At 65.1% G+C, this 17,191-nt stretch carries 16 protein-coding genes and 1 pseudogene; 7 read left to right on the forward strand and 10 right to left on the reverse strand.

What is annotated here, in order from left to right:
- Positions 1-66: 66 nt before the first annotated feature.
- On the reverse strand, positions 67-837 hold the full coding sequence (locus tag DT069_RS16180; protein ID WP_119461354.1) for a hypothetical protein: 771 nt from the start codon (positions 835-837) through the stop codon (positions 67-69).
- Positions 838-1,208: 371 nt separating this feature from the next.
- Here DT069_RS16180 and DT069_RS16185 point away from each other — a divergent pair, with 371 nt between their 5' ends.
- Both DT069_RS16185 and DT069_RS16190 read left to right on the forward strand, forming a co-directional pair.
- Entirely contained in the window at positions 1,209-1,475 is a 267-nt protein-coding gene (locus DT069_RS16185) for an usg protein (RefSeq protein ID WP_119461355.1), read from the forward strand.
- A 175-nt stretch (positions 1,476-1,650) separates the two neighbouring features.
- Complete coding sequence (locus DT069_RS16190) at positions 1,651-2,724, forward strand: COX15/CtaA family protein (protein ID WP_425450294.1); 1,074 nt, start codon at positions 1,651-1,653, stop codon at positions 2,722-2,724.
- Between the two features lie 110 nt (positions 2,725-2,834).
- On the opposite strand, the pseudogene DT069_RS16195 reads toward DT069_RS16190, so the two are convergent.
- From DT069_RS16195 to DT069_RS16205, 3 genes and pseudogenes are all read right to left on the reverse strand, one after another.
- Positions 2,835-3,317: pseudogene (locus DT069_RS16195) on the reverse strand (SRPBCC family protein).
- A gap of 135 nt (positions 3,318-3,452) precedes the next feature.
- Positions 3,453-3,971, reverse strand: a complete 519-nt coding sequence (locus DT069_RS16200) for a DUF1697 domain-containing protein (protein ID WP_119461357.1) — start codon at positions 3,969-3,971, stop codon at positions 3,453-3,455.
- Between the two features lie 276 nt (positions 3,972-4,247).
- Positions 4,248-5,495, reverse strand: coding sequence for an O-antigen ligase family protein (locus tag DT069_RS16205; protein WP_119461358.1), 1,248 nt, complete (start codon positions 5,493-5,495; stop codon positions 4,248-4,250).
- 326 nt (positions 5,496-5,821) lie between these two features.
- Between DT069_RS16205 and DT069_RS16210 the strand changes: the two genes are divergently transcribed.
- Entirely contained in the window at positions 5,822-6,031 is a 210-nt protein-coding gene (locus DT069_RS16210) for a cold-shock protein (RefSeq protein WP_119461359.1), read from the forward strand.
- Positions 6,032-6,315: 284 nt separating this feature from the next.
- On the opposite strand, the gene DT069_RS16215 is transcribed toward DT069_RS16210, so the two are convergent.
- Both DT069_RS16215 and DT069_RS16220 read right to left on the reverse strand, forming a co-directional pair.
- On the reverse strand, positions 6,316-6,774 hold the full coding sequence (locus DT069_RS16215; protein ID WP_119461360.1) for a chromate resistance protein ChrB domain-containing protein: 459 nt from the start codon (positions 6,772-6,774) through the stop codon (positions 6,316-6,318).
- Entirely contained in the window at positions 6,771-7,760 is a 990-nt protein-coding gene (locus DT069_RS16220) for a Fe-Mn family superoxide dismutase (protein WP_119461361.1), read from the reverse strand. Before DT069_RS16220 ends, DT069_RS16215 begins: the two co-directional genes overlap by 4 nt.
- 101 nt (positions 7,761-7,861) lie before the next feature.
- Between DT069_RS16220 and DT069_RS16225 the strand changes: the two genes are divergently transcribed.
- Genes DT069_RS16225 through DT069_RS16235 form a run of 3 tightly spaced genes read left to right on the forward strand, consistent with a single transcriptional unit; the run spans position 7,862 to position 11,598 of the window.
- Entirely contained in the window at positions 7,862-8,875 is a 1,014-nt protein-coding gene (locus DT069_RS16225) for a chromate resistance protein ChrB domain-containing protein (protein ID WP_425450295.1), read from the forward strand.
- Positions 8,876-8,891: 16 nt separating this feature from the next.
- Positions 8,892-10,313 carry a chromate efflux transporter gene (gene chrA / locus DT069_RS16230; protein WP_119461362.1) on the forward strand — a complete coding sequence of 474 codons (1,422 nt, stop codon included), beginning with the start codon at positions 8,892-8,894 and terminating at the stop codon, positions 10,311-10,313.
- Between the two features lie 16 nt (positions 10,314-10,329).
- On the forward strand, positions 10,330-11,598 hold the full coding sequence (locus DT069_RS16235; RefSeq protein ID WP_119461363.1) for an MFS transporter: 1,269 nt from the start codon (positions 10,330-10,332) through the stop codon (positions 11,596-11,598).
- Here the strand turns inward: DT069_RS16235 and DT069_RS16240 are convergent.
- The 4 genes from DT069_RS16240 to betC form a co-directional block, all read right to left on the reverse strand.
- On the reverse strand, positions 11,562-12,353 hold the full coding sequence (locus tag DT069_RS16240) for an ABC-2 family transporter protein (protein ID WP_119461364.1): 792 nt from the start codon (positions 12,351-12,353) through the stop codon (positions 11,562-11,564). The genes DT069_RS16235 and DT069_RS16240 overlap by 37 nt on opposite strands.
- Before the next feature lie 16 nt (positions 12,354-12,369).
- Positions 12,370-13,173 (reverse strand): ABC-2 family transporter protein, encoded by an 804-nt coding sequence (locus DT069_RS16245; RefSeq protein WP_119461365.1) that lies wholly within the window; start codon positions 13,171-13,173, stop codon positions 12,370-12,372.
- Positions 13,154-14,167, reverse strand: coding sequence for an ABC transporter ATP-binding protein (locus DT069_RS16250; protein WP_119461366.1), 1,014 nt, complete (start codon positions 14,165-14,167; stop codon positions 13,154-13,156). The genes DT069_RS16245 and DT069_RS16250 overlap by 20 nt, the downstream gene beginning before the upstream one ends.
- 291 nt (positions 14,168-14,458) lie before the next feature.
- Positions 14,459-16,009: a choline-sulfatase gene (gene betC / locus DT069_RS16255; RefSeq protein ID WP_119461367.1), complete on the reverse strand. Its 1,551-nt coding sequence runs from the start codon at positions 16,007-16,009 to the stop codon at positions 14,459-14,461.
- Positions 16,010-16,160: 151 nt separating this feature from the next.
- Between betC and DT069_RS16260 the strand changes: the two genes are divergently transcribed.
- Positions 16,161-17,108 carry a choline sulfate utilization transcriptional regulator gene (locus DT069_RS16260; RefSeq protein ID WP_119461368.1) on the forward strand — a complete coding sequence of 316 codons (948 nt, stop codon included), beginning with the start codon at positions 16,161-16,163 and terminating at the stop codon, positions 17,106-17,108.
- Positions 17,109-17,191 lie beyond the last annotated feature (83 nt).

The raw sequence follows: 17,191 nt of genomic DNA on the forward strand, positions 1-17,191 counted from the left end.
GACGCCTTGCAGACACCAGCGGTTCGGAGCAAGGCGAATGGCGCGGTCCCTCCGGTCCTGATTCCCCTACCACGCAAAGACGGCATAGTCGCGCGACGTGCCTGTGCCGATCAGGCTGGTCACGTCGATCCACAGCGTCATCGGCTTGCCGGAGGGCAGTTCTTTGACCGGAAGTGAGCAGATTCGCGAGTAGGCGACATGGCTCGTCTCCGGCCGCTCGCAATCGGGATCCTTCGCGACCTCACGGCCCTCGTGCATCAAGCGCGCCCCGACCCGTCCGCGATTGATATTGACGTAGGCCAGCAGGTGATCGGGAGCATCAGCCATATTTACCCGGGCAGCGATAAATGTTTTCGGCGCGCCGCCGTCACAGCCGCCGGCGAACGCCAGCACCAGGAAATCCCCGTTGCTGTAGGTCCTCAGCTCCTTGTCATGTCTCGTCGGGATCGGGAGAGTTGGCGGCTCCCCGTAGCGGCCCTGCCCGTCATAGGCGTTCAAGGCATAATACCGGCCGTCGCTCGTCGTAAACCGGACGCAGACCTCCTCGGCCAATTCAGCGCCGGGATAGTCGAGGCGGATTTCATTGATGTCGAGTGGCGCGTCACCGGTCTCATAAGCGAGCGCCGCAAGCAGCTCGCCGCTCACATCGGCACCTCCGGCGAATTCCTCCTGGAAGTTGCCCTCGGAGAGCCGAAGCTCTTCCGCCGCAAGATCCCCACCCGGCGGAAACCCGGCGGCGAACGCCAGCAGTGAAAAAAACACCGTGCCGAGCAATGGGTATTGCGACAAGGCTTGCCCCCGTTTCATTGCGAGCAGCAAGACAATTGCCGACAGCATTACATCATTGCCTCACCCGATCAACAATCGCCGATACGCGCGCCCCCGATTTCCGACGGATCCTGAACGGCGTTCTTTGGATCACCCGGCCAAAGCTACCGGCAGTTTCTCGCCGTCCTGAAGGCGATCGGGCTCGATGCATCGCACCGCGAAGGCGTCGCTGTGGCCGCCCCTGCTCGGCTTAATCGAATGTTCAGATGTGGCCTTGCTGAAACATTCAGGCCCGGCATGTCCAAACTGGCAGCACTGCCGAGGGTAGGCTGCTAGACCGTTGTTATTAATCGATCTTTATATATTAGGTCGGAACCTGATGTGACAGAATGACGTTGTCCAAGGCCGAAAATAAACGGCTGCGATCAGAAGGGTCCGATATGACGAGCGAACTCGCAAAGCAACTCAAGGACTACCGGCTGACGACTGCGGAAATCCTCTATCACATGCCGGACTATCCGACGTTGCTGCAAAGCTATGTGTGGCAGGATTTCGATATGGCGCCGGAATTTCCAGTGCTGCGTCGGTTCCTTGACTTCTGGAGCAGGACGCTGGACGGCAAGCTGCATTCCGTGAAGGTCGCCTCCACGCAGCTCATCCGTCCGGCCGAGTTCCGCCTGACCGACAGCTATTTGACGCTGCACTGACCGTCCGACCAGCAAGGCTGCGCCAATTCGACGCGGTCGCTCGGCCTTGCGGCCGCCGGCCGCGTCCTTTACAAGCCGCTTGATGAAATGAGGGGGGGTTTCGCGACGGCGCCGAAGGCCTATCTGGCTGATGTCGCCGGCCTTTGCCCTCGGCGATCGGACAAGCAGCGATATCTTGACCTCAGCCGAACTCCACCGTAACGCGCCAGACGTGCCGGCCGTCACCACCGACGACCGGCCGATCGCCTATTGGCTGTTGGCGTGCTGCGCCATGATCTTCGCGATGGTGGTCATCGGCGGCATCACGCGACTCACCGAATCCGGCCTGTCGATCGCCGAATGGCGGCCCGTCACCGGCATTTTTCCGCCGCTCAGCGAGGCGGACTGGCGGCGCGTCTTCGACCTCTATCGGCAGATTCCGCAATATGAGCTGATCAACCGGGGCATGTCCCTGGCGGAATTCAAGGAAATCTTCTGGTGGGAGTATATCCACCGGCTGTGGGGCCGGCTGATCGGCTTCGTCTTCGCCCTGCCCTTCCTCTATTTTCTGATCCGCGGGCGCATCCGCCGCGCGCTGCTGCCGCACCTCCTGGTCATGTTCGCGCTCGGCGGCCTACAAGGGCTGCTCGGATGGTACATGGTCCAGAGCGGGCTGTCGGTGCGCACCGATGTGAGCCAGTACCGCTTGACCGCCCATCTGGGCGCGGCCCTCGCGATCTACGCTTATATCTTCTGGGTTGCGCTGACGCTGCTGTGGCCGACCGCGCCAGCCCAAACGGCGCCGGCTGCCGCCAGGCTGCGCCGCCACCTCAAGGCCGTGACCGGTCTTGCCGTGCTGACGCTGCTGTTCGGCGGTTTCGTCGCCGGCCTCAATGCCGGGCTGATCTACAACACCTTCCCCTTGATGGACGGGCAGCTCATTCCCGATGGACTGCTGTTCCTGGAGCCGGCCTGGATCAACCTGTTCGAGAATCCCGAGATGGTGCAGTTCGTCCATCGGGTCCTCGCAATGACGCTCGTTGCGGCAACGCTCTGGCTCTGGATACGGGTCCGATCCGTTCCGCTGGCCGGCCGGGCTCATCTCTCCTTGCACCTGATGACCGGAATGGCGCTGGTTCAGGCGTCGCTCGGCATCGCCACCCTTTTGCTCGTTGTGCCGATTCCGCTGGCGGCGGCGCATCAGGGCGGGGCCGTGATCCTGCTGACGCTGATCCTCTGGGCTCTGCACGAGATGCGCGGCGCCCGATAGCCTCGCAACAGGGGCCGGCAGCGGTAAGTAGATCGGGAAGAACGCGCGCCCGTTCGATGGAACGGCGGCGCGGTTCGGCCTCGCCCTTCCGGCGTCGGAGTTTCGCGGTGTCAGAGTTTTGCGACAAGGGCCGCGAGCTGGTCGGCGCACTGGCCCCAACCTTCGTGGAAGCCCATCTTTTCATGCGCTTCACGGTCGGCCGCCGTCCAGTGGCGTGCGCGGGCGGTGTATTTCGTTTTGCCGCCCTCATCCTCGAAGGTCAGGATCACCGTCATGAACGGCTTTTCCGACGGCTCTCAGGCCTTGCTGTAGGCGTCGGTGATGACGAGCCGCTCGTTCTCGACCACTTCCAGATAGACACCGCGGTTCGGCATGTCGTTGCCCTGGGGGTCGCGCATAACGATCAGGTTCCCACCACCCGGCCGCACGTCGAGCTCCGCGACCGGTGTGGTGTAGGGTAAGGGCGCGAACCATTGCTTGAGGAGTCCGGGATCGGTCCAAGCCCGGAACACCTTCTCGCGCGGCGCATCGATGATACGGGTCAGCACGAGCTCGCGACCCGAAGACGGGGCGGTTTCAGCGGCAGCGGTCATTCGGCTTCTCCTCTCGGCTGTTTCCTAGGGAGGACGAATGGCCGATCCGTGATCCGACACCGCCCGCAAGAATTTTTCTTCGGGGACCAGGGGAAACACCCACATCCTTAACGCATCTTGTATCCGGCCGAACGTCTATGCCTTCATCGCCTCTGTCATTTCAACCAGCTTGGCAATGGTATTAAGATTTCGGGCGGTGCCGGCACCTGCCGAAGCGAGCTTCAATTTCGACCGCCCCATGCCGTCCGGGTAGTAAACATAGATTTCCCGGCCCACCGGTCGGACCTCCTCCCGTCCGGGGATGGCGAGATCATCCAGGAAGGTCCTTGGGACCGGATCGGCGAGAAAGACCACCGCAGTCTGCGCAGGCTTGCCGTTGGGGAACGGGTTGGCTTGCAAAATGGCCCGCAGTTCGGAGGCGGTCCGAACCATGACATCGACTTTCTTGCCCATCTTTCCAGCCAACGCTCGCTCCAGATCGGCCTTGATCCGCTGTTCCGGAAGGGCGCTCTCGAACAGGACATTGCCGCTCTGGATGTAGGTGCGGGCGTTTTGAAGGCCGAGATCCATGCACAGGGCCGATAGCTCCTTCATCGGCAGCATTCCCGTTCCGCCGACATTGATCGCACGCAGGAACGCAATGAAAATGCCCATGATGCCGCCCCGTTCACCGCCCTCTCCCGCGACGGAGTATCTCGATCCCGAAGGCTGAGCGCAAATATCCTCAAGCCTACGCGAACGGAGCGATGCCCCGTAACTCGCATGTGACCTATCCGCCGCTCAACACCTTCAAGCGCGTCGTAGAGAATCTCTGGATCGTCGACGGCCGGTCATCCGGTTCGGCATGCCTTGGTCCAAGATGCGCCGGGCGTTGCGCTGGATCCTGGATGAGACGGCGCCGCCGGTTTCAGACCGTATCAGCGGGCCGGATCAACGGGACTGAACGGCCGCGGCATCGCGGCGGAACGGCATCACCACAGCGAGCGCCGCCGCGAGGAGCCATGCCGCCGCCAGCCACCAGTTCTGCCAAGCACCGCGGCTGAGCTGGCCGTACACCAGGTAGCAGGTGAGCGCCGCCGCCGCCGTCGCCACGGCCGCCCGATCGTCGGCGAGCCGCAGCAGATATTGGAACAGGAGAACGCCGAGCCAGCCGGCGATCACGACCCCGACGCCTCCCAATTCCAGCCATAGCTGAAGCGAGAAATTATGCGGGTGCAGGGCGAGCGTGCTGCCCGATACGACGTGGCTCTGAATCGCGCCAAGCGATCGGGTTGCGTCGAATCCCCAACCGAGCAACGGCCGCTCCGCGATCTTGTCGGCGGCGAACAGCCAGATCTCGACTCGGTGCTGCCACGAGAGCGGCAAATACTCGATGCCCTGCTCCAGGGGCGCGGTCGCGGCCAGGACGGGCGGCAGCAGCGGCGTTGCGGCGAGGCTGACCAGGAGCAGGCCGAAGAGCAGCCTGAGCATCGGTCGCGGCCAGGCATAGACAAGCGCGAACGCCGCCGCGCCCGCGCCGATCGCCACCACCGAAGCCGTGATCGGCTGCAGATACAGAAGCGCCGGGATCGGCAGGAACAGGAGCGCGGCGGCACGGCCGCCACTCAGTCGCGCGGCGGCAAGCAGCGCCGGCCAGCACAGCACGGCAAACAGCGTTCCCCCGCGCGCCAGCGGAACACCGTCCGTCCGCTCCATCAGCTCTGCCATATTCATATCGCGGATGAATCGCGTCAGCGCCGCGTTGCTGGCGGTTTCGACGACGAGCAGCAGCAGCATGAGCGCGCCGCCGAGCGCGATGCCGATCGCCGCCCGCCGCCGCTCTGTCGGCTGCAATCCGGCGGCGCTGCTCACGCAGATCAGGCCCGCGGCGAACAGCAGGCCGCAGCGCAGGGTCAGAACGAAGCTCCCGCCCGGATCGGGCGCCCAGACCGCCGACAAGGCGGCCCAGACCAGGAAGGCGATCAAGGCAAGGGACAGCGGACTCGATAGCGCGCGCAGTGCCGCACGCAGTTCGGGCAGGCCGAAAGCCAGGACGGCACCGGTGATGGCGACCACCAGAACCGTGCCGGCGCTGGCGAAGACCGCAACCGGCGCCAGCGCCAGCGCCGCCAGCGCCAGCGCTAGTCCGGGTCGCCGCTGAATCGGCCATGCCCTGCCGCTTGTCGTTCGCCACGACACGCTGATGACGATGCCCCCAAGTCAAGGTGATCGCGCTTGATAGCCTGGCAGGCGGCGTTAACGGAGATGCCGCGGACGTTACTCGCGTCGTCGAGTCCGGTCAAGACGGCGCTCGCGCCAACTTCCGTGCCTCGGGGGTGGAATTCGGACAAACTGGTTGTATTATCCCCGGTTCGCCTGCATACTGGAGGCCAACAATTCATCGGCCGGCCGATCCTCTCGTCGCCGAGCGCCGCGGCGCCTGACAAGTGACTCCCGACCCTGATTGTTGACTAAAGTTGCTGCGTGGCGCGGCGTGGCTCGTTTTGATCGTGACGGAGAAGATAATGCCGACTGGCACCGTAAAATGGTTCAATCCCACGAAGGGATATGGCTTCATTCAGCCCGAGAGCGGATCCAAGGATGTGTTCGTGCACATCTCGGCCGTCGAGCGGGCTGGAATGCAGACGCTGAGGGAAGGTCAGAAGCTGAGCTTCGAAATTCAGCGCGGAAGCAACGGCAGGGAATCTGCTGAGAATCTGACCGTCGTCGGCTAACAGACGACATCCTGATCAGCGCCCGCACCCCGAGAGGAGTGCGGGCGTTTTGTTTCGAGCGGCGCTTTCCTTCCGAAAGCAAACGCGCTCTCCCAGTCACAGACCAAGTCCACGCCTGACCCGGCTCCGCCAAGCCGGAACGCTCATCAGCAACGCGCCAGGGCCACGAGGCATACGCTCGCGGAACGCGAACGCGATCCCGATTTGCTCAACCGATCACCGCCCATCTCGCAGACGATCAACGCGATGCGCGCGGAATCTGCCTTTCGGAAGACGCCAATACCTCACACGGCCGCCACTGGCGGCCAATTGTGCGTTTCGCCCTGAAGCGACCGGCACCAGGCGTAGAGCGCGTCATACATGACCAGCCCGTGTTCCAACATTTTGTGATCGTCCTCGAATACCGCCGAAAGGCCGAGCGAGATGGCGAAGAGACCGGCCGACTGCGGAGTCAGATCAAGACGCGACGTATCGGCACCACGGACGATCACTGCGAGCCGCTGCAGCGCCGGATCGGTTAGCCCATAGCGGTCGAGAAACGCGTCGAAACTGCACTTCTCGCCCACATGCGAGAATTCGACGCCCGGGATGTCATACGGGATGGCGCCCGTCTCTTCGGCAACCTTCAACACCCGATCACTTGGCACATAGAGAAACTCGGGATCCTTGTCGATGAACCGGGCAATCAGCCAGGGGCAGGCGATCCGATCAATCTTGGGGCGCTCGCGCGTAACCCACTTCACAGGTCGTCCTCCTTCACGAAGGCCGGCAACGGAACAGTGGGCGCCGCGATCGCATGCCAGGCAGCGATGCCGCCGGCTAGTATTCGGGCGTCGACGCCGCGCCGCCGCAACTCGGCGACGGCATCTCCACTGACTTGGAAGCCGTAGATACAGTAGACGACGACCGGCCGGTCCCGCGGCAGCTCGTCGGCCCATTCCCCGATCCGCTCCGGTGCGCGAATCAGCGCCCCCGGGACCATGTCGCTCCGCTTGGCCAAATCCTCGGCGAGGCACAGGTCCAGCACGACGACGTTCTCGCCACGCTCCAACTTCTCGCGCAACCGCTCCGGAGGAAGCGGCCTACCCTCGGACGTCAAGGCATCGGCGGTCAAGGCGGCGGCATCACCGGGCGCCGCGCCCACCGCCCGGCGGTGACGCGCCGCGATGCGCTCCCAGTGAAGATTGTTCATGACGGCACTGACATAGGGCGCCGCCTTGGCCCCGAAATCGAGGTGATAGGCATGCTCGTACATGTCGAGCGCCAGGATCGGCACGCCGCCGGCGAGACCGTGCGCGTGATCCGATGCCCACTGGTTCACGAGTTTTCCAAGGCGCGGCGACCAGATCAGCAACACCCAGCCCGAGCCGCCGGCCAACGCCTCGCCCATGGCCGTGAACTCGGCCCTCCACTGCGCGAAGGAACCGAAATCGCGCTCAAGCGCCGCGGCGAGATCGCTCGAGGGCTTGCCGCCCGCCCCTCCGAGGCCGTCGAAATAGATCTCGTGGAGGACCATGGAGTTGGCCGCGATCAACGCCTCGCGTTTTAGGCCGTTGATTTCGAACATGGGCGCGTTTGCCCAGTCGAGCTCGGCCAAACGGCGCTCGATTGCGTTCAGGCGCCGAACGGCACCGCCGTAATTGTTCTCGTAGTGACTGGCAAGAAGCCGCTCGGAAAGGCCATTCAGGCGCGGCGGCTTGAACGGGAGTGGCGTGACCGCGTGCGACATGGCGAACCTCCATCGGCCCAGATTAATGATACAAAAACTACGTTGAAACATACCTAAGATACAGGTGTTGCATATAGATGCAACCGTGATACGATTCGCACATGAGCAGGCCTGAGGACCGTGCGACCACCGCGGCGGCGACCGCCGAACGCTGGTTGCTGCTGATCCATCAGCTCCCGGCCAAGCCGGCGTACTTCCGCGTGAAGATTTGGCGGCGGCTCCAGGGTCTTGGCGCGGTCGCAGTCAAGAACGCGGTGTATGCGCTGCCGGCCAACGATCAGACGCGGGAGGACTTCGAATGGCTCCTGAAGGAAATCGTCGAGGGTGGCGGCGAAGCGATCCTGTGCGAGGCGCAGCTGGTGGACGGGCTTTCCGACCAGGAGGTCCGGGCGCTCTTCGACAGAGCCCGCGACGAGGACTACGACGCCATCGCCAAGGAGGCGCGCGTCCTCGCGGCTCGGCTGGACAAAGCGACAACTGAGGATCGAGTCGAGACGACGGCGCAGCTCGCACGGCTCAAGAACAGGCTCGCCCAGGTGGTCGGCATCGACTTCTTCGGCGCGAACGGGCGCGAGGCCGTCGATGGCTTGGTCGCGGGGATCGAAGCCAAGCTGAAGGAGGACGAGATGGCGGCGACTGATATCGGCATGGACGCCGCGTCCAAAGCGGAGGCAGGTCTCGAACCGCTGATCGGTCGCATGTGGGTGACGCGGCGCGGCGTCCATGTCGATCGCATCGCCTGCGCTTGGCTGATCCGGCGCTTCATCGATCCGGATGCGCGCTTCCGGTTCGTCGACCAGAAAGGGCATGTGCCGCGGCCGGGCGAGCTGCGCTTCGACATGTTCGAAGCGGAGTTCACTCATGAGGGCGACCGGTGCAGCTTCGAGGTACTGCTAGGCCACGCCGGCCTCGACGATCGGGCGCTGCAGACAATTGGCGAGATCGTCCACGACATCGATTTGAAGGACGGCAAATTCGGTCGCGAGGAGGCGACCGGCATCAAGCACCTGATCGCCGGAATCGCCATGGCCCATCGCGACGACGAAGAGCGGATCGCGCGCGGAAGCGCCGTCTTCGACGATCTCTACGCCTACTTCCGCACGAAGCGCGGCTGATGCCGAGGATCGGACGATGACGAAGATTGGGGACACGGTCGACACGGCACCGGTGCCGGCCGAAGCGGCACCGGATCACGGTGTCCCGTTCCGGGAAGCCTTCTGGGTTTGGGTAAAGGTAGCTTGCCTGAGCTTCGGCGGCCCCGCCGGGCAGATCGCGGTGATGCATCGCATCCTGGTTGAGCAGAAGCGCTGGATCGGCGAGACCCGGTTCCTGCATGCGCTCAACTACTGCATGCTGCTGCCTGGTCCGGAAGCGATGCAGCTTGCCGTGTATATCGGCTGGCTGCTTCACAAGACACGCGGCGGTATCGTCGCCGGCACGCTGTTCGTCCTTCCGGGGATCGTCGCAATCATGGCGCTGAGCTGGCTCTATGCCGGGCTCGGCAATGTTGGCATCGTCCAGGCGCTGTTCTTCGGGCTGAAAGCGGCGGTGCTCGCAATCGTGCTCGAGGCGGTCATGCGCATCGGCCGGCGGGCGCTGAAGAACAGCGTGATGCTCGCGATTGCCGCGGCGGCCTTCGTCGCGATCTTCTTCTTCGACGTGCCCTTCCCGCTGATCATCCTAAGCGCTGGCCTGATCGGCTTCGTCGGCGGCAACATGGGCGCGCGGCCGTTCCTGGCGGGCGGCGGTCACGGCAAGGTCGGCGGCCATGCCCTGGCCGACGCGGACTCGGCGCTCGGCGAAGGCACTCCGGCGCACGCGCGGCCGACGCTCGCCTGGTCACTGCGGGTGTCGACGATCTTCCTGCTGCTCTGGCTGGGACCGGTCGCGGTGCTGCTGCTGACCTTGGGCGGCGACAGCCTGTTCACCGATATCGCCGTTTTCTTCAGCAAGATGGCGGTGGTCACCTTCGGCGGCGCCTATGCCGTTCTGGCCTATGTCGCCCAGCAGGCGGTCGAGACCTATGGCTGGCTGGCGCCGGGCGAGATGCTGGACGGGCTCGGCATGGCCGAGACGACGCCGGGGCCGCTGATCATGGTCACGCAGTTCGTCGGCTTCATGGGCGCGTTCCGCGAGCCGGGCACGCTGCATCCGATGCTGGCCGGCACGCTGGCCGGGCTGCTGACGACCTGGGTCACCTTCGTGCCCTGCTTTCTATGGATCTTCCTCGGCGCGCCATTCATCGAGACGCTCCGCGACAATCGGGCCTTGAGCGCGGCGCTGGCCGCGATCACTGCCGCCGTGGTCGGCGTCGTCCTGAACCTCGCAGTGTGGTTCGCGCTCCACGTCCTGTTCGCCGAGGTCGAAGAATTGCGCGCGTTCGGCATGACGCTCGACCTGCCGGTCCTTGCAACCGTCAACCTGCCCTCCTTGGCGCTGACGCTGGCGGCCCTGCTTGCGGTGTTCCGATTCAAGATCGGGATGATCCCGGTGCTCGGGGCCTGCTCCGCGGCCGGCATCGCCTATCATCTTGCGACGGGCGCGGTCGGATAGAGCGGGCGAAACAGGCATGACGTTGGGCCTTCTCCCGGACGGCGCGGCACCCGAGGCCCGCCTCCTGCTTGCCTCGCGCGGGTTGCGCGCCTTCGGCGACGGTCTGGTCAGCCTGCTGTTCCCGGTCTATCTGGCCCAGCTCGGCTTCGGCGCCTTCCAGATCGGACTCCTGGCGACCGCGACGATGACAGGGTCCGCGATTCTGACGCTCCTCGTCGGCGTCTATGCACACCGGTTCGCGGGGCGTCGGCTGCTGATCGCCGCCGCCCTGCTGATGATCGCGACCGGCCTCGCCTTCATCCTTGTCGATGCGTTCTGGCCGCTGCTGCTGATCGCCTTCGTCGGCACGCTCAACCCATCCTCCGGCGACGTCAGCGTCTTCCTGCCGCTCGAGCAGTCGCAGCTCGCCCGGTCGGTCGCCGACCGGGAGCGCACCAGCCTCTTCGCCCGCTACAGCCTCATCGGCTCGCTAGCCGCGGCCAGCGGCGCCCTCTGTGCCGGCGTACCCGAGATCCTGGCCGACCGTTTCGAGGACGGCCTCAAGCCTGCCCTGGAGATCGCTTTCCTCCTCTATGCGCTCCTCGGGCTGGCCGCCTTGGCTCTCTATCACCGGCTTCCGGTCGTGCCGGCCGGGTCCGCAGCCGCGCCTTCGGAACCGCTGCGCAAGTCCCGACGGATCGTTCTCGTCCTGGCGGCGCTGTTCAGCCTCGATTCCTTCGCCGGCGGCTTCGTCGTGCAGTCGCTGCTGGCGCTCTGGCTGTTCGAGCGGTTCGGCCTCTCGCTGGCCACGGCCGGCGCGATCTTCTTCTGGACCGGCGTGCTGTCGGCGCTGTCCTATCTGGTCGCGGTCCGGATCGCACGGCGCATCGGCCTCATCAACACGATGGTCTTCACCCATCTGCCGGCCAATCTCTGCCTCCTGCTCGTCCCCTTCATGCCGAGCCTCGGCCTGGCCATCGCTTTGCTGCTGATTCGGAGCGCGCTGTCGCAGATGGACGTGCCGACCCGCACCTCCTACGTCATGGCGGTGGTGACGCCCGGCGAGCGATCCGCGGCGGCGAGCGTCACCGCCGTGCCGCGCAGCCTCGCCGCCGCGGCCAGCCCGATGCTCGCGGGCTCGCTTCTGGCGATGTCCGGCTTCGGCTGGCCGCTGGTCATCGGCGGCGGGCTGAAGATCCTTTATGACCTTCTCCTGCTGGCGATGTTCCGCAAGGTCCGGCCACCGGAGGAAATCCAGTCCACTGCGCCTCAGCGGAGTTCCAGGAGCCGATTACCGGAGGCATAGCGCCGGAGGCCACGATTGAACACAGTCACGGCAAGCCCCGCATAGAAGACAGCCGCGCCGAGCACGGCGAGCGCCTTCAGCGGATCCGCCTCGCGCACCGCCTCGACCGGGAGAAGCGTCACGAACGCCGTCGGGAAGACGGTAAACAGCACCAGCCGCACCGTGAAGCCGAACGGATGCTGCGGATAGAAGCCCACCATCAGAAACATGTTGAACACCTCCTCGCACAGCAGGACAGCGCCCGGCAGCCAGAACACGAGGCACTGGATCAGCGCAGCCGTGGCGGCCAAAACCACGGCTGCCGCCGTCGCGACGAGCAACAGAAACGGCAGCTCGTCGAGTCCACGGTCCGCGAGCCAGATCCAGAACACGAAGGCGCTGGCAAGGTCGCCGAAGCCCGACGGAAGCGATCGGCTCATGAGCAGGCTCAACAGCGGATGGCGGGGTCGGCCAAGATGCACATCGAGCTCGCCATCGACGATGCTGTGCGCCATGTGTCGAACGCCGCCGACGAAGACCACGGTGAGGCCGAACGCCCAGGCGCAAATGCCGATCAAGAGCGCGAGGTCCTTCAATCCCCAGCCGCGCAGGTTCGAGAAATTGGCGAAATAGATGACCCAGACCAGAAAGAAGATCAGGTTGTTGCCGAACATGAGAAGCGCCGAGGTCGCGGCAATCCCCGGCTGGGCGAGGCCGGCCCGGAGGTTGTGGCGCACCAGCGCCGAGAAATAGCTGAGGAGCGCGCGTGAGTTCATGGCCTCCACGTTTCCCTCAAACGCCCCGGTCCGCGAAGCGGGCTGTCGCCGCGCGGTCCACGAGCGTGGTCGCGACGGCAAGCAATGCCAGCCAGACGATCTGCTGAACCAAGGCTGTCGCGATCGCGCTCGTCGAAGGCGCCAAGAGGATCGACCCAGGCGCGAACAGAATGGCCGCGAACGGGCTGAGCGCCGCCGTCGCCCGGAACGGCTGCGGATAGAGTGTCAGCGGCAGCAACAGACCGCCGAGCACGAAGAGCAGCTTCTGCCAAATCCAGAATAGCGGCGCTGCGGAACCGACCCAGGCCACGGCATAGCCGAGCTGCAACTGAAACAGCAGGATGATCGAACAGCCGAGAACGCCGGCGAGCAGTAGGGGCGCCACCGCCGCCGCGTCGAGCGGGACCGTTCCGGTGAGCCATGTCGCCATCGCCGTACCGGCAGCGCCCAGGGCGATCAGGTGCAGGCCGGACGCCCCCGCCCACTCGGCCAAAGTGGCGACCGCATAAGGCACCGGCCGCACGAGCGACGTCTCGATCCGGCCGGTGCGGATGGTCTCCTCGACGTCCCGATAAGGCAGGCCCGCAGCGAACACGATCCATTCCGTGACGGCGACGTACCAGAGCAGGTCGGGCACACCGAGACCTTGCCCCGCCAACTCCGCCAACGGGGTCGCGCGCCAGAGATGCCAGAATATAACGAGGATCAGCATATAGAGGAGCAAACGGCCGGCCAGAGCGGCACGCTCGGCAGCCGCCCGCCGCCAGCCCAGGACGACGAAGGCCCAGACGGCCCTTGCGTCAGACAGGTTCTGCCTCACCGTTCACCCCCAGCTCGCCGCGATAGATCGCCCGGATGACCTCTTCGAGCGGCGGATTCTCGATGACGAGATCGCGGACCGTCAGACGTGCCAAGGCACCGGTGACAATCTGGTCGATCGACGTCACGGTCGTGTCGATCGCCAGCGTCAGACGATAGGGCTCTTGCGCGACCACGGCGACGCCGGCCATGTCGAGAGCAGGCCGCTCCTGCTCTGTCACGATGACGACGGCGCGGCGCCGCAGGAAGTCTCGCCGCAGCCTTTCGAGCGGCCGATCGAGCAGCAGCCGGCCGCGGTCGATAACGATCACGCGGTCGCAGATGCGTTCGATATCGCCGGTGTCGTGCGATGTCAGCAGCACGGTCGTGCCGTCCTCGCGCGACAGCGCGTTCAGATGGTCGCGCAGCGCCGCCTTCGCGGTGACGTCGAGGCCGATCGTCGGCTCGTCCAGCAGCAGCACCGCCGGTCCATGCAGGAGGGCGGCGGTGATCTCGCAGCGAAGCCGCTGACCGAGCGAGAGCTGCGCGACGGGACGGTCGAGCAAGTCGTCGATCGCGAAGATTCGGGCCAAGCGAGCCAAGCGTTCGCGCTGGCGCGCCCGTTCGAGCCCATAGATGTGCCCCAGCAACTCGAAGCTGGACCGTACGGGGAGATGGTACCAGAGCTGCGAACGCTGGCCGAACACGATGCCGATGCGGTGCGCGAGTTGGCGGCGATGGCGCCAGGGCACAAAACCTGCGACCTCCACCTGTCCCGAGGTCGGGTGCAGAATGCCGGTGAGCATCTTGAGCGTCGTCGACTTGCCGGCTCCGTTCGGGCCGATGAAGGCGACCCGCTCACCGCTCTCGATCGCAAAGGAGATGCCGCGAACAGCCGGCGCGTCGATCGCCGGAGCCCGATGCAGCAGTGCGCGCAAGCGCCCCAGGCCGCGACCGGGTACGGCGGGCCGGACGCGAAAGGTCTTGACCAGGTCGGCGACAACAATTGCTGGCATGACTCAACCGTGGAACTGCAGGCCCGTGACTCCCCGTTTCCTCGCCATGGCCGTGGGGCCGGAACGGATCGAAATACAGAAAAGAAAAGCCCCCAAACCGTCTCCGGCGGGGGCCTTGGTGATCCATCGTTCTGTGCGCGCTCAGCGCATGCGAAGATCCCTCGGCCCACCGGCATGCCGGGTCGAGCAGATGACGACCATGAGGTTGAGGCGTACGTATTGCATGACGTTACGGTAGTGGAGCCTGCGTTGATCTGTCAATCGGCACCGCAACCGAAGCTTGTTTGCGCCTCACTCCGCCGCCGCCCCGACATCGTCGGGCGACAGCGCGACCGGGAATCGCGAGCGACGCTCGAGATCGTCCAGGTCGAGGTGGTTGCGCATATATTGGCGGCCCGCGTCGCGGCGGGGCTGGAAATCCCAGGAGGTGTGCGCGCCCGCCATCAGCGACGCCGCGACCAGATGTCGCCGGCGCTGGCTCGCGATGACCTCCTGCCGCAAGCGATCGGTGTCCCAGCGTCGCGCCGCTTCCGCGCGGAAATTCTCGATGACGTCGCGATGTTCGGGATCACCGGCAAGATTGACCCGCTCCCGCGGATCGGCCGACAGGTCGAACAGCTGATCCGGATCGGGGGCTGAGCAGACATATTTGAACCGCTCCCGGCGGATCATCAGCAGTGGCGCGATCGCGCCTTCCCCGAGATATTCGCCGAACACCTCGTCATGCCCGCCGTTGCCGGAGAGATGCGGCAGCAGGCTCCGGCCGTCGAGCGGCGCCGCATAATCGGGCGCCTTGCCGTCCCCGGCGATTTCCGCCAGCGTCGGCAGCAGATCGATCAATGAGACGGACTCGCCGACGCGCCTCGGCGCGAACTGGCGCGGCGCATGGACGATCAGCGGCACCCGTGCCGACCCTTCGAACCAGCTCATCTTGTACCAGAGCCCGCGCTCGCCCAGCATGTCGCCATGGTCGCCGGTGAAGACGATGATGGTGTCGTCGGCCATACCGGTCTGCCGGAGCGTCGCCAGCAGCATCCCGATCTGATCGTCGACATAGCTGATCGAGCCGTAATAGGCGCGCCGCGCCCGGCGGATCTGCGCCTCGGTCAGCGGGTAGCGATCCATGTCCGAGACATGGCGCAGCCGCCGCGAATGCGGGTCTTGATCCTCCGGCGCGATATCGACCGCCGGCAGGTCGATCTCCGCATCGTCATAGCGCTCCCAATATTCGGGGAGGATCGCATAGGGGTCGTGCGGATGGGTGAAGGACACGACCATGCAGAACGGCCGTTCGTCGGTGCCGCGGGCGATGTCGAACAGATGCCGCTTGGCGGCGAACGCCACCTCGTCGTCGAAGTCGAGCTGGTTGGACCGGAAGCAGGGACCGGCCTGCACGACCGACAGCATGTTGTGATACCAGCTCGGCCGGGCTTCCGGCCGCTCCCAGTCCGGCGTCCAGCCGTAGTCGGCCGGATAGATGTCCGTAGTCAGCCGCTCCTCGAAGCCATGAAGCTGGTCGGGGCCACAGAAATGCATCTTGCCGGCGAGCGTCGTGCGATAGCCGGCGAGACGCAGATAATGCGCGAAGGTCGGCGCGTCGGCCGGAAAGTCCGCGGCATTGTCATAGGCACCGATCGCCGAGGGTAGGCGCCCCGCCATCATCGTGAAGCGCGACGGCGCGCAGAGCGGACTGTTGGAGTATGCCGAGTCGAAGACGACGCCGCCTTCGCCAAGTGCTGTCAGGTTGGGCGCCCGCACCACACCATGGCCATAGAGCGGAAGCGCCGACGCCGCCATCTGGTCGGCCATCAGGAAGAGAATATTGGGGCGTTTCCGGGTCATTGCGTCGTCTCCACCTCTGTAAAGGGCCGGCCCATTCATCTCATGAGAAGAATTGATGGCACGCCGAACCCAGATTCCACGCAGCGACTTTATTCTTTGTGTGATAAGTCGTAAACCTGCCGCAGGATCATGCAAGCCATAAAGGATAGTAATGTCGTCAGCGCCGCGCGACCTGCCGCCGCTTCAAGGCCTCGTGGTGTTCGAGGCGGCGGCGCGGCATTTGAGTTTTACCCAGGCCGCGCGGGAACTCGGCACTACTCAGCCGGCCGTCAGCCATCAAGTGCGCCGTCTCGAGGCGCATCTGGGCGTGGCGCTCTTCCGGCGGCTTTATCGCGGCGTGGCGTTGACGCCCGAAGGCCGGCAACTGTTCGATGCCGTCGAGACGGGGCTCGGCACGATGACGGATGCGGTGTCTCGGATTCGCAGTCCAAAGCGCCATGCCCGGATCGACGTGGCCACCGATTTCGGGTTCGCCGCCTTCTGGCTGCTGCCGCGGCTGCCCTTGTTCCGCTCGCGACATCCGGCGATCGACGTCCGGATCATCACTTCGCAGCGCGAGTTCGACCTGCGGACCGATCCGGTCGACGTCGCCATCGTCTTCGGCGCGGGCAAGCACCGTCACGGTACCGCCACGCACCTCTTCGCCGAAGAGGTCTATCCCGTCTGCAGTCCACGCCACCTCGAGAAGCAGCCGGCGATCCGAACGGCCCGGGACCTCGTCACGCGCCCCCTCCTCCATCTCGACAATGACAGCCGGATCTCGGGGGGCGGCGATCGCTGGTTCAACTGGCGAAGCTGGCTGAGGGCGGCCGGGATCGACTCGGCGCCCAACGATCCGCTGCTGAGCTTCGACAATTATACGCTGTTGATCCAGGCCGCGATCGCCGGCCAGGGGATCGCGCTGGGCTGGGCGTCCCTAGTCGATCACCTGATCCGGAAGGGACAATTGGTACGGGCGCTTGATCTCTCCTTCACAACGCATCGCGGTTATTTCCTCCTGCTTCCAACGGGCCGGACGCCGACGCCGGACAGCCTGGCGTTCCACGATTGGGTCCTCTCCGAGCAGGCCGGCGCAACGACCGAGCCTGGAGAAATTTGACTCTCCTTCTTGTGGGCCTTGCGACCGCTCCGAGATCGGGCATTCGCTTGTCGCCCCCAAACTCCCTGTGTATCGTGTGCCTC

The sequence above is a fragment of the Virgifigura deserti genome, from assembly GCA_003576685.1.
In the GTDB taxonomy this organism is placed as follows: domain Bacteria; phylum Pseudomonadota; class Alphaproteobacteria; order Dongiales; family Dongiaceae; genus Virgifigura; species Virgifigura deserti.

Bases quoted from the DNA above. Each gene is read 5' to 3' on its own strand.
- DT069_RS16225 (WP_425450295.1), top strand. From the start codon at position 7,862: ATGAGCAGGCCTGAGGACCGTGCGACCACCGCGGCGGCGACCGCCGAA.
- DT069_RS16240 (WP_119461364.1), bottom strand. From the start codon at position 12,353: ATGAACTCACGCGCGCTCCTCAGCTATTTCTCGGCGCTGGTGCGCCAC.
- DT069_RS16260 (WP_119461368.1), top strand. From the start codon at position 16,161: ATGTCGTCAGCGCCGCGCGACCTGCCGCCGCTTCAAGGCCTCGTGGTG.
- chrA (WP_119461362.1), top strand. From the start codon at position 8,892: ATGACGAAGATTGGGGACACGGTCGACACGGCACCGGTGCCGGCCGAA.
- DT069_RS16220 (WP_119461361.1), bottom strand. From the start codon at position 7,760: ATGTCGCACGCGGTCACGCCACTCCCGTTCAAGCCGCCGCGCCTGAAT.
- DT069_RS16210 (WP_119461359.1), top strand. From the start codon at position 5,822: ATGCCGACTGGCACCGTAAAATGGTTCAATCCCACGAAGGGATATGGC.
- DT069_RS16200 (WP_119461357.1), bottom strand. From the start codon at position 3,971: ATGGGCATTTTCATTGCGTTCCTGCGTGCGATCAATGTCGGCGGAACG.
- DT069_RS16250 (WP_119461366.1), bottom strand. From the start codon at position 14,167: ATGCCAGCAATTGTTGTCGCCGACCTGGTCAAGACCTTTCGCGTCCGG.
- DT069_RS16185 (WP_119461355.1), top strand. From the start codon at position 1,209: ATGACGAGCGAACTCGCAAAGCAACTCAAGGACTACCGGCTGACGACT.
- betC (WP_119461367.1), bottom strand. From the start codon at position 16,009: ATGACCCGGAAACGCCCCAATATTCTCTTCCTGATGGCCGACCAGATG.
- DT069_RS16235 (WP_119461363.1), top strand. From the start codon at position 10,330: ATGACGTTGGGCCTTCTCCCGGACGGCGCGGCACCCGAGGCCCGCCTC.
- DT069_RS16180 (WP_119461354.1), bottom strand. From the start codon at position 837: ATGCTGTCGGCAATTGTCTTGCTGCTCGCAATGAAACGGGGGCAAGCC.